Consider the following 11,199-nt stretch of genomic DNA (forward strand, 5'->3'; position numbering starts at 1 on the left):
CCCCGAAGGCGACTACTTCCTCGGCGCCCGCGTGGACCCGGATGGCCTGGTCACCGAGGACAGCGAGGGCAACAACGTGCGCCTCGGCAACGCGGTGTTCGTGGACCGCACGCCGCCGCCCACCCCCGCGCCCACCTGGGCCCAGGCGGGCACCGGCTCCACCCGCGCCCTCACCCTCCACACCGAGGCCGGCGCCACCGTCCGCGTGTACCAGGGCCCCGGCTGCACCGGGACCGAGGTCGGCTCCACCGTGGCCAACGCGGGCAACTACTGCGAGGTCCCCATCTCCGTCCCCAACGGCCCGGGCGCCCGCTACTCCGCGCGAGCCTATGACGCCGTCGGCAACGCCTCCCAGTGCAGCCCCGCCGTCGACTACCCCTACGGCCCGGGCACGCCCCGGATGGCGCCGGTGCTGCTGAGCACCTCGCCCACGTCCCCTGGCGGCAGCATGCAGCCCGTCTTCCACGGTCGCGCCGAGCCGCGCGTCACGGTGGAGGTCTTCCGCACCGCCAACTGCCAGGGCCCGGTGGAGAAGACGGTGACGACCGACGACATCGGCCTGTTCTACGCCCAGGTGAGCGTGGCGAAGAACGCGAAGGTGACGGTGTCCGCCCGGGCGACAGCCGCGGGCGGCTACGACTCCGCGTCCACCTGCTCCAACCCGCTTGAGTACCAGCATGACGGAGAGCCGCCCGAGCCGCCGCGCGTGACGGACGTGAAGTGGCAGTACCTGAACGATGGCCAGCAGCTCGTCATCACGGGCACCGCGGAGCCGCACGCCACGGTGGGCATCTTCGTCGACGTGGCCTGCACGGGCACGCCCACGCGCACGGTGCAGGCGGACGCGCAGGGGCGCTTCAGCACGGTGGCCCCGTTCGGTCCCGGTGGCAGCCACCGCGTGTTCCTGGCGGCGAAGGACGCGTGCGGCAACGTGTCCACGTGCGCCGAGGGTCCCGCGTACGAGCTGCGCTGCCCGCCCGGCACGGCGGACTGTGACGGCCGCTCGTCCAACGGCTGCGAGGTGGACCTCACGGCGAACCCCAATCACTGCGGCACGTGCGGCAACTCGTGCCAGGACGGTCCCTACGCGGACGGCGTCTGCGTGGCGGCGACGTGCGGACAGACCTGCGTGCCGGGCTACTACGACTGTGACGGCAAGGCGTCCAACGGCTGCGAGTCGCGCACGGTGTGCCAGCCCACCAACACGTGCACCATCGACAAGCCGAGCGAGCTGATGATCACCCACCTGTCCGTGGTGGAGGACCCGGTGCGCACGGCGCCGGGTGGCGCGTGGCACTTCGGCACGGTGATGCGCGAGCTGAACGGCGGACAGGACCCGTCCGAGCTGGTGCGCGCGTGGCTGAAGACGTGGCTGGAGAAGCAGCACGTGAACGGGCTGACGATTCCGCCGCGTCCGGAGATGCAGACGAAGGTGCTGGGGCCGTGGGAGACGCGCAGCGGTGGGCCGTCGAAGCCGCTGGACTTCAACTCGGCGCCGTTCCGGCTGCTGGCCATCGTCAACCGCATCGACCTGCGCGAGCAGGGGGTGACGGCGGGCGAGGGGCGCTTCATCTACGGCGTGGTGGCGCCCAACGGCGAGCCGCTCGAGTTCACCGTCATCCTGGAGTACGCGCTGCCGGGCACCACGCCCGAGTCCATCCAGCGCTGGGCCTCGGACTGGCATGCGCTGGGCGCGGTGAAGGTGGGTAACGCGGGCTACAACGCGAAGCTGCAGGCGCTCACGGACCGCTTCGTGAAGGCGGGGGTGATGACGGGTCGGCACCAGGGCAGCGCGCTGAACCAGATTCGCACCAACGAAATCGAGCTGGAGGAGCCATGGGAGCTGCGCGAGTTCGTGCTGTCACCCCTGGGGCTGATGCCGACGACGATGAAGCTCACGCCGGCGAACCACTTCGAGAACACGCAGATGCTGGCCAGCTACCTGACGGAGAACTCGGCGGCGGTGCTGGAGGAGCGGCACACGGTGCCCGACAGCATGGGTGGCATCCCGTTCCTGGGGGCGCACTCGCTGGTGCCGCTGGACTTCTTCTGGCGCGCGCCGAACGTGTCGAACGAGGTGCGGCACAAGTTCTCGCTCAACACGTGCAGCGGGTGTCACGCGGGTGAGACGCAGACGGAGTTCGTCCACGTGTCCGCGCGGGCCTCGGGCAGGACGTCCACGCTGTCGCCCTATCTGCGAGGCACCACGGTGACGGACCCGGTGACGAAGTCGATTCGCACGTTCGACGACCTCACGCGCCGCGCCGAGGACCTGAAGGCGCTGGTGTGCGCGCCCACCACGGGCCTCAAGTCGGTGGGCCTGGCGCCCTCCAACCTGCCGCGCGCCCGCGTGCACTGAAGCACGAGGACCCGAGCCGTCCGGAGCTCGACTTCGTCTCCGGGCGGCTCATGTCGAGGTGGAGCCAGGCGTCGCCTCGGCACGCCATCGCTCCAACAAGCGACGCCGATGGGCGGGCGAGATCTCCGCGCCGTAGGTCCGGTCGAGGAGCCCGAGCTTCCACTCGGCGGAACCCATCGTCAGCCCCTGCTCCCGTAGCGAGGCTGAGACCAGCGCACGCGCGGCGGAGAACATGTCGGCCCCCATCACGAGACGCTCTTCCCCTGACTTGCGCAGGAGCAGCGAGCGAACGAGAGCCTCGGCACGAGGCAGGGTGTCCTTCATGGCTTCACCGTCTCCAACAAGGACTCGATTCCCAGGTCCCGAGCCCAGTGCATCAGATAGGCCCAGTCCATTGAGGACGTAGCATCCACGATGTTCCGCACATCTCCCATCTGCATCTCGGACAGACTGTCCCGCGCCCAGTAAAGCTTCGAGAGTACCAGGTCCTCAGGCGAGACAATCCAGATGCGCTGTCCCTGGAGCTCGACTGTTCGCCGCCTGCGAAACTCCTCCTGTCGATACGCCGACCTCTTACGGATGACACAGTCGACCTTCACGACCGTTTCGAAGTGGATGAGGTTGAAGAGCGACTGGTGTGACAGCGCCTCGCGAATCTCCTCTTCATCGATGGAGAAGTCGGCCTGGAACAGCGAGAGAAGGACTGGAACCTTCGGAGCCTCCAGTTCGACGACGATGTCCACATCGCGAGTCATGCGAGGACGCGCGTAGAAGTTCATGGCCGTGGAGCCACTCAGCATGTACGGGATGCCTGCCTGCTCCAGCCTGCTCCCCACCAGGAGGAGGACCTTGAGGTAATCGTCCACGCGCGGAAGATAGCGCGTTCAGTCGCCGTCGGCCCGTCTTGACCCGCCAGCCCGCAGGGCTGGCAGGCCCCACCTCCACTCCAAGCCTCACCGCCCGAAGCCACCCAGGGCCGTGCGGCTGAAGCTGGCGCCGCCCTGGCTCACCTTCACCGCGGACTGGCTGAACACCTGGAAGGCCGAGCGAATCTCCCGCTCCGACTGGCCCGGCGTGAGGATCCACGCGTCCTCGATGCCCATCTGCTGGAACACGCGCCGGAAGTTCGTGCTCCCGTCGTCGATGCCCATCGCCGCGACGATGTGGTTCTCCGCCCGCCGCAGGTCCTTCACCACCGCCGCCACGTCCTTCGCCTGCGCGCGGCTCGAGTGCATGTCCGCGCCGTCCGTAATCAACAGCGTCACCGTGCGCACCGGCACGCCGTTCGCGCTGAACTCCTGGGACTTCGCCAGCACCGTCCCCAGCAACACCACCGCCTGGTCATACAGCGGCGTCCCCTGGTCCGCGCGGTAGTTGCCCGAGTGCATCCGCACCACGTCCTCCAGCGGCCGGTAGGGATTGAGCACCTGGCCGTTCAGGTAGCGCGTGTGGAAGAGCACGCCGTCCTTCTGCTTGCTCGCCAGGAGCGAGTCGAGCACCAGGTTGTGCCCGTCACACACCGTCTTCGTGTGCCCCGACGTGGAGATGCTCCCCGAGTCGTCCGGCATCACCGTCACCAGCACCACCTCGCTGGCCTGCACGTCCTCCACCCGCACACCCAGGCCCGCCTGGATTTGCGCGCCCAGGTCCACCACTGTCAGCGCCTGCAGTCCCGCGGGGCTCAGCACCCCTTCGGCGTGCGCGTCCTCGAAGAGCTGCGTGGCCGTCCGAGGGCCTCCACTCGTCGTCCTGCTCATGTCCTGCTCTCTCTTTCTCCCTCATCGCGAGGGCATGGCTCCGCCGCCCCGCCCCACCTGAGACAGGCGCGGTCATCGAACTCTCGACACCACCGAGGCTCAGCCGATGCGCAGGTCCGGCCAGCTCGCCAGCGGGTCCGTGGACCGCACCAGGTGCATGCCCGCGTCCGCGAAGCGCTTGAGCGCCGCATCCGCCTGCGGCGTGAAGTCGGCCGCGAAACCACCCTTCCCGTCCGGCACCGTCACCGCCGACATGCAGTCCGTCAGCAGGTACACCTTGCGAGCCAGCGCCGCGTCCTGCGCCACGATTTCGCCGAGCAGGTCGTCGATGGAGCTCTTCACGCAGTGGCTCGCGGCCTGTCCGCCAATCACCACCGCGTCCGCCGTCAGCAGCGTCTTGAGGAACTGGGTGTTGCGCTGCGCCAGCGGCTGTCCGTCATGCCGGCTCATCACCTCCGGACGCAGCACCGAGTAGTTCTCCGTCAGCGGATTGCCGCCCTTCACCTCCGCCCAGGACTGCATGCCGCGCACGTACGAGTGGAACAGCCGCGCCTCCTGCACCACCCCCGCCAGCGCGTGCCCGTCCCCACCGAGCAGGCAGTGCGGCGGCCACAGGTACAGCGTGTACTTGCCCGCGCGCTCCAGCTCCTCGCAGTAGTACTTCACCTGCTTGAGCAGCCACGGGTAGTTGCCACCGCACAGCCACTTCGCCATCGCCGGGTTCGGCTTCGCCTGTCCTCGCTCAATCTGCTCGCGAGTCACCTCGCGGTACGGCGTCAGCGGCTGGTCATCCTGGTCCACCCAGAAGGACGGGAAGAAGATCTGGTACGCGAAGTGGGTGTCGAGCGTCGCCGTCACGTTCGTGAGCGTGCCCAGGTTCTTGTAGATGAACTCGGCGATGCGGCGGCTGTCCTCCACGGCGCCGCGCCCGCTGCGCCCCGCGACGTAGAGCGAGCCCTCCGGGAAGCAGAAGTCCTTCTGCACGTCGATGAGCAGCAGGTGCAGGTTGAATCCATCCGACGCGGCCGCGGTGACACCGTTCGCGCTGCGCCAGGTCCCCGCTTCCATCTGCAGCTTCCCCGCGTCCGGCCCGTAGCTGTACTTCCCCGCGTGCTCCGCCCGATAGAACCCAGGTACCGGCAGCTCCTTCACTTGCTTCCTCATCGCACGACCCCCTGTCATGTAAAGACGTCCACCCGGCTCAAGCCATCCGCAGCGCGGTGAGCTCCTGTCGCCCCACCACGACCAATCCCTGACGCGTCAGCAGGAGCCGGGCTCCCGAGTCCACGAAGGGCTCCGCGTCGGGAAAGTCCCGCACGGCCTCCAGGCGCCCCTGTCGCAGCTCCACACGCGTCAGCCCCGCGTCCGTGGCGCAGAACAGCGCCTCGCCCACCGCGCACCGTCCCGTCCCGAGCGCGCCGCCCAGCCACGAGCCGTCATTCGCCTCGGCCACCGCCTGCGCCCGCACCGCGCCATCCGAGCCGAGCACCACGCAGTGATGCACCGTTCGCCCCTGCGTCTGCTCGGCGAGGAACAACCACGCCAGCGCCCCGTCGAAGAGACAGTCCGCGTCCACGAGCTGCCCCGACGGCCACGGCAGCGTCAGCCCGTCGCGCAGTCCCAGACGCTCGGCGTCGAAGACGAACGCGCCTCGGAGTCCACCCGCGCGATGGAATCCCAGCCCGAAGCGAGGTCCCACGAACAACCGCGTCTGCCCTTCCAGCACATCGCCGATGCGCTCCGGCCCGTGCACGCCGTCCCGCCACAGTCCGCCCCCCACCGCCCAGTAGCGATGTCTCGCGTTGGCCGCGAAGGCCGGGCGTCCCTCGGGAGCGTCCACCCCCAACCGCTCCCGCTCGCCCAGCGGCCCCAGCACCGCCACCACGCCGTCCCGCCCCACCAGCGTCACGTCCCCCTGGAGCGCCCAGTGCAACGAGGGGTCCAGCGGTCCTCGCATCACCACACGGCCGTCCCCTCGGCGATAGGCGCCATCCGCGTGGTAGAGCCAGCGCGGGACACCGTCCTCCACGCTCGCGTGCACCAGGACCCCGCGCGTGGCGAACAGGCGCGTGGCCGTCACCTGACCTCGCGCCGAGGTGACAGGCGTGGTCTGCGCCACCGCGTTCGGCTGACACGTGGGACAGGCGCGCCGGGCGTGCTCGACACCACACGACGGGCACTGCGTGAAGCGCAGCCCCTCCAAGAGCGGCAGCGGGAAGGCGCCGCGCAGGTCCTCCACGAAGACGCGGTGGAGGTGGTGGAGCACGTCATCGGGGAGCGTCCGCATCGGGAGCGCGGGCTTCGGGTACTGCACCTCCGGATGGAAGACGGTGATGCGCTGGAGCAGCCGCCCCGCGGTCGTCGTGCGCGCGGACGGGGACTTCGGTCGGTGCACGCCGCCATGCGGCCCCACGCACAAGAGCGACTGCATCGCCGCCACGGTGAAGCCATACCAATCACTCTCACTCGACGCCGGGCGCGTGGGAACCAGGCTCTTCCCGTTCAACCGCACCGGGTCCACGAAGCGCTCGGTGAACAGCGCGCACAGGAACCCTCCGAACTGGAAGCTGTCCGCGTCGATGAGGTGCGCGTCCGCCGCGCCCGTGACGAGCACGTTGAGGTCGTTGAAGTCCCCCACCACCACGCCCGCCGCGTGGACTCCAGCGAGCGTGTGGTGCAGCGAGCGCAGCACCTCCACCGCGCGCTCGGAGGTAGCGCCCGCGCGACGGAACGAGGGCTCACCGAAGCGCCGCAGCGACTCCACGCCGTCCAGCTTGCGCATGGCGTACCCCAGCACCGTGCGCTCCTTCTTGTCCGTGGCCAGCGCCTGCGGCACCACCACGCGCCCGGGCAGCCCCGTGGGGAACACGCGCAGCTTGCGCTGGTGCTCGTCGATGCGGGCCCGCGCGGCCTCCTGCTCCACGGCGAGCCCTGTGTAGTCCGGGTGCTCTGGCGGCTTGAAGACCTTGAGCGCGCGGCCGTCCCCCAGGTCGAACACGTCCGCCTCGCCGCCCTTGCCAATCGCCCTGGCGGGGTCCAACCGCACCTTCTTCCCCTCGAGCCAGACGTCCATGGCCTCACGCCCTCCCCAGGCGACGGCGCAGCACCACCAGCGTCGTGTCATCCGGGAGCAACCCCGGCGTGCGCACGAGCCGGCGTGCATCGAAGTCCGCGCGGACCGACTCGCGGTTGAGCATCGCGAGCCTGCGCCGGAGCGCATCCGGGTTCTCGAAGTAGCGCGGCTCCGTCCACAGGCGCGACAGCGGCCCCACCCGCTCGTCCCCCGACGGCATCACCACGTCCGCGAGCTTCGCCAGGTCCGCCACGCCGTCCGTGCCGAGCAAGAGCGCGTGCACGTCCTCCGTGGGCACCAGCGCCTGACGGACGAGCGGCGTGTCCTCCTCGCCTCGCGACAGGGCATACGCCAGATACGGCGGCGCGTTGTTCGGGAAGGGCCCCAGCGCATGCACCTCGCCGTTGAGGGCCCACACCCCATCCCCCGCGGAGAAGACGAGCGTGTGAGAGGGCGTCATCACCGCGCCCACCACCGTGAAGAGGAAGTCCCCCAGGGTGTCGCGGCCGAGCTCCCCCCGAAGCTCGCTGAGCAGACACAACACATCCTCTCGCAGGCCGGGCAGGAACCCGGCTTCATCCACACGCTCGTCCTCCGCCAACCGCGTCAGCGCCGCCTGCGCCACCCGGCGCACCCCCAGCTGCGCCCCCAACTCGCTGCAAGGCTGGCTGCCACACCCGTCCGCCACCACCGCCACCAGCCCGTGCTCGCTCGTCCGTACACACCACGCATCCTGGTTGTTGCGGCCCGCCCGAGCATGCTCCCGGCCGAGCACCGAGCCCGCGGCGACTTCGAAGGGCAACGAGGACATGGCTCTCCCCTGGCCCGCGACGCGGGCAATGGCAGACACGGACGTGGACTCGCGGAGCCTCATGGCCCCTGTTCGTGTATCTACGACACCAACATAGTGTCCGAACTACACGATGTCAATACGAGCGCGTCTCGCCCTCCGGGGAGGGGCCGTCCAGGGGCTCAGAGCTCGAAGTTGAAGCCGGCCTTCTCGAGCTGCCGGTACTTCTTGTGGTCGAACCGGTAGAGGCGAGCCGCGCGGTGGGAGACGTCCTGCTCCACCTCGTCCAGCTCCTCGAGCAGGTCCATGGCGAGGATCTTCTTGCGGAAGTTGCGCTTGTCGAGCTCGCGCTCCAGGACGATTTCGTACAGGCGCTGGAGCTGGGTGAGGGTGAACTTGGGCGGCAGCAGCTCGAAGCCGATGGGCTGGTAGCGCACCTTGCCCTTGAGGCGCTGGAGCGCGGTGTTGAGGATGTCCGCGTGGTCGAACGCCAGCTTGGGCGTGTCCCAGACGGAGAACCACGCCGCCTCGCGCGCATCCGTGGCCGCGCGCAGGGTGTGCGCGCTGAGCTTCACCAGGGCGAAGTACGCCACCGTGACGACGCGGCCCCGAGGGTCCCGCTCCGGCGCGCCGAACGTGAAGAGCTGCTCCAGGTGCCCGGGGCGGATGCCGGACTCCTCCTCGAGCTCGCGCCGGGCCGCCTCGTCCAGGGACTCGTCCATGCGCACGAAACCACCGGGCAGGGCCCAGCGTCCCTGGAACGGCTCCACGCCGCGCTGGATGAGCAGCACCTTCAGGTCGTCGTCATCCAGGCCGAAGACGACACAGTCCACCGTCAACGCCGGTCTCGGGTACTCGTAGGTGTGGCTCACGGACACCGGGCATAGTGTCCGGAGCACACCCGAGTCAACGCGCCGTCGGAGGCAGGCTCAGGCCTTCATCATGCGCGACAGCTTGTGCCAGTCGACCAGCTGCACGCTCTCCCCGGCCAGGTCGAACTCCACCGAGCGCCGCAGGCCGATGACGTCGCCGCCCATCTGGAAGGGCACCTCGCGGTCGAAGTCCATGCGCAGCTTCTGCACGAACCAGTCGTTCATGTGCGGCAGCGGGTGCTCGCCGCGCCACAGCTTGAACATGTTGCGCGTGGCCTCCAGCACGCCCGCGCCGTAGACGCGCACGGAGAGCCGGTTCGGCACCTTCTGGGCGAAGGGGAAGGCCTTGAAGCCGAAGCCCCACTCGGGCGTCGTGGCGGCGCCGGCCACGCCCGCCGGGCCCTCGTACAGGAGCGCGCCCTTCTCGCTGTTGGGCACGGGGACCACGTGGCCCTTCGCGTCCACGGTGAGCGCCGCGTCGCCCAGGTTGTAGACGGACACGCGGGGGTTGCCGCCGCCGAACATGTGCCGGGGCACCGTCCGGGTGAACATCGCGGTGAGGTAGCCGCGCAGCCCCGCCTGCTGGCTGCGCAGGGGGCCGGAGGCCGCGAGCTGATCCTTGAAGTCCTGAATCATCTCCGCGTCCCAGCCGGTGCCCGCGAAGGGGGCCACCTTGCCGTCCACGCGGACCAGCGAGAAGGGCCGCAGGGGCGGCAGGTCGTTCTTCATCGCGGCGATCTGCTTGAGCGCCACGGAGGGCTTCGGGGCGCCAGTGACCCGGGCCCAGGCGTTGCCGGTGCCCATGGGCAGCACGCCGATGGCGGGCAGCGCCACGCCCGCCGCGCGCAGCTCGTTGAGCAGCCCGGTGATGGTGCCATCGCCGCCGCCAGCCAGGAGGAGCGAGGGCGGGTTGGGCCGGAGCTGGTCGGAAATCCAGTGACGGGCCTCGTCGAGCGAGCGGGTGAGCGCCACGCGGGCACGGGGGAGGAAGCGCTGCACCAGGCCGCCGACTCCCTCGGAGCCACGGCGTGCGCGCAAGTTGACGAGGACGGCGATGTCGGTCATGGCGGCCGGACTTTCCTTGGGCCGTGTCATGGCCCGGTCACGGGACGCGAGGGACTCGCCCCGTGACGACAATGTGTGCCTCACACGCCCAGTGCGTGGGCGACACGTGCGCCGAGCCGCCCTCGGGCCTCCCTCCTCCCCAGCCAGGCGGCCGTGGCGACCACGCCTCCCGCGAAGAGGAGGCGGCGCAGGGCTTGCTTGCCCTTCGAGTGGTAGCCGCCGGACGCCGCGGTGCCCTCGGGCATGGGGCGGAAGAGGCTGCCGGCGGTGGCGCCCTGGCGCTCGTCCTCGAAGTGGAGGGCCTCGGTGGCGCCGTTCATGGTGCGCTCGAAGGTGCGCGGCATCAGGCCGTGCATGGCGGCGAAGGCGCGGGCGGCGGGGCCGACGAGGACCTCGGCGCGGGGCTTTCGCAGGACGAGGAGGATGCTCCGGGCGACGCGCTCGGGGGTGTAGACGGGCTCGACGGGGCGCACGCGCCAGCCGGTGTAGTTGGCGGTGTGATGCCACAGGGGCGTGTCGATGGCGGCGGGCATGACGGTGCAGACGTGGATGCCGGTGTCGAGCAGCTCCTGGCGGACGGAGGCGGTGAAGCCGCGCACGGCGTGCTTGGAGGCGACGTAGGCGCTGACGTAGGGGGCGGTGACGGCGCCGAAGGACGAGGAGACGTTGACGAGGGTGCCGTAGCCCTGGCGGCGGAACTGGGTGACGGCGGCGCGGGTGCCGCTGACGGTGCCGAAGAAGTTGGTCTCCATGAGCTGGCGGAAGGCGTCGTCGGGGGTCTCCTCGAGGCTGCCCATGAGGTAGACGCCGGCGTTGTTGATCCACGCGTCGAAGCGGCCGAAGGCTCGCACGGCCTCCTGGGCGAGCGCCTGGACGGAGGTGGGGTCGGAGACGTCGGTGGGGACGGCGACGGCGCGGACGCCTCGGGCTTCGCACTCCTGGGCGAGGTCCTCGAGCGGGTCTTCGCGGCGGGCGGCGAGGACCAGGTGGGCGCCCTTCTTGGCGAGGGCGAGGGCGGTGGCGCGGCCGATGCCGCTGGACGCTCCGGTGATGACGACGACGCGGTTCTTCCAGGCACGCTTCATGGGTGCGAAGTCTCCCGTGGGTGGGTGGTCGCGGCCGTGGCGACGGACCCTGGAGGCAAGATGGGGATGGAAGCGGGCGGCGCCCCGTGCCCCGTGGGGCTCCCCAGGAGGGCGGGCGGCGGAGCGGTTTCCTCGTCCGGACCGGGGGTCCCGGCGCGGGACGGGTCCGTGTGGATTCCACCTGGGGCACAGGGGGAG

The 11,199-nt window shown here is 70.2% G+C and carries 10 protein-coding genes; 1 reads left to right on the forward strand and 9 read right to left on the reverse strand.

Features of this window, described 5'->3' with window-relative positions:
* The coding region (locus tag FL311_RS44435; protein WP_194869504.1) for a hypothetical protein at nucleotides 1-2,359 on the forward strand (2,359 nt) is incomplete at its 5' end.
* A 48-nt stretch (nucleotides 2,360-2,407) separates the two neighbouring features.
* On the opposite strand, the gene FL311_RS36040 is transcribed toward FL311_RS44435, so the two are convergent.
* From FL311_RS36040 to FL311_RS36080, 9 genes are all read right to left on the reverse strand, one after another.
* Entirely contained in the window at nucleotides 2,408-2,683 is a 276-nt protein-coding gene (locus FL311_RS36040; RefSeq protein ID WP_141332213.1) for a hypothetical protein, read from the reverse strand.
* Nucleotides 2,680-3,225: a nucleotidyltransferase family protein gene (locus FL311_RS36045; RefSeq protein ID WP_141332214.1), complete on the reverse strand. Its 546-nt coding sequence runs from the start codon at nucleotides 3,223-3,225 to the stop codon at nucleotides 2,680-2,682. The genes FL311_RS36040 and FL311_RS36045 overlap by 4 nt, the downstream gene beginning before the upstream one ends.
* 87 nt (nucleotides 3,226-3,312) lie before the next feature.
* The gene (locus tag FL311_RS36050) at nucleotides 3,313-4,116 is read right to left on the reverse strand and encodes a hypothetical protein (RefSeq protein ID WP_046716976.1); all 804 of its coding nucleotides are present in this window, start codon (nucleotides 4,114-4,116) and stop codon (nucleotides 3,313-3,315) included.
* A 99-nt stretch (nucleotides 4,117-4,215) separates the two neighbouring features.
* The gene (locus tag FL311_RS36055; protein WP_141332215.1) at nucleotides 4,216-5,280 is read right to left on the reverse strand and encodes a nicotinamidase; all 1,065 of its coding nucleotides are present in this window, start codon (nucleotides 5,278-5,280) and stop codon (nucleotides 4,216-4,218) included.
* 37 nt (nucleotides 5,281-5,317) lie between these two features.
* A complete protein-coding gene (locus FL311_RS36060) occupies nucleotides 5,318-7,189 on the reverse strand; it encodes a hypothetical protein (RefSeq protein WP_194869505.1) in 1,872 nt (623 codons plus the stop codon).
* 4 nt (nucleotides 7,190-7,193) lie between these two features.
* Complete coding sequence (locus FL311_RS36065; RefSeq protein WP_141332217.1) at nucleotides 7,194-8,000, reverse strand: protein phosphatase 2C domain-containing protein; 807 nt, start codon at nucleotides 7,998-8,000, stop codon at nucleotides 7,194-7,196.
* A 161-nt stretch (nucleotides 8,001-8,161) separates the two neighbouring features.
* A complete protein-coding gene (locus tag FL311_RS36070) occupies nucleotides 8,162-8,851 on the reverse strand; it encodes an NUDIX domain-containing protein (RefSeq protein WP_141332218.1) in 690 nt (229 codons plus the stop codon).
* Between the two features lie 57 nt (nucleotides 8,852-8,908).
* The gene (locus tag FL311_RS36075) at nucleotides 8,909-9,916 is read right to left on the reverse strand and encodes a diacylglycerol kinase family protein (RefSeq protein WP_141332219.1); all 1,008 of its coding nucleotides are present in this window, start codon (nucleotides 9,914-9,916) and stop codon (nucleotides 8,909-8,911) included.
* A gap of 80 nt (nucleotides 9,917-9,996) precedes the next feature.
* Nucleotides 9,997-11,001, reverse strand: coding sequence for an SDR family oxidoreductase (locus tag FL311_RS36080; RefSeq protein ID WP_141332220.1), 1,005 nt, complete (start codon nucleotides 10,999-11,001; stop codon nucleotides 9,997-9,999).
* Nucleotides 11,002-11,199: the final 198 nt, after the last annotated feature.

It is taken from the genome of Myxococcus sp. AB025B, assembly GCF_006518215.1.
Taxonomy (GTDB): Bacteria; Myxococcota; Myxococcia; order Myxococcales; family Myxococcaceae; genus Myxococcus; species Myxococcus fulvus.

What these genes read in the sequence shown, in the direction of transcription:
- FL311_RS36050 (WP_046716976.1), bottom strand. Translation starts at nt 4,116, where the DNA reads ATGAGCAGGACGACGAGTGGAGGCCCTCGGACGGCCACGCAGCTCTTC.
- FL311_RS36065 (WP_141332217.1), bottom strand. Translation starts at nt 8,000, where the DNA reads ATGTCCTCGTTGCCCTTCGAAGTCGCCGCGGGCTCGGTGCTCGGCCGG.
- FL311_RS36040 (WP_141332213.1), bottom strand. Translation starts at nt 2,683, where the DNA reads ATGAAGGACACCCTGCCTCGTGCCGAGGCTCTCGTTCGCTCGCTGCTC.
- FL311_RS36075 (WP_141332219.1), bottom strand. Translation starts at nt 9,916, where the DNA reads ATGACCGACATCGCCGTCCTCGTCAACTTGCGCGCACGCCGTGGCTCC.
- FL311_RS36060 (WP_194869505.1), bottom strand. Translation starts at nt 7,189, where the DNA reads ATGGACGTCTGGCTCGAGGGGAAGAAGGTGCGGTTGGACCCCGCCAGG.
- FL311_RS36080 (WP_141332220.1), bottom strand. Translation starts at nt 11,001, where the DNA reads ATGAAGCGTGCCTGGAAGAACCGCGTCGTCGTCATCACCGGAGCGTCC.
- FL311_RS36055 (WP_141332215.1), bottom strand. Translation starts at nt 5,280, where the DNA reads ATGAGGAAGCAAGTGAAGGAGCTGCCGGTACCTGGGTTCTATCGGGCG.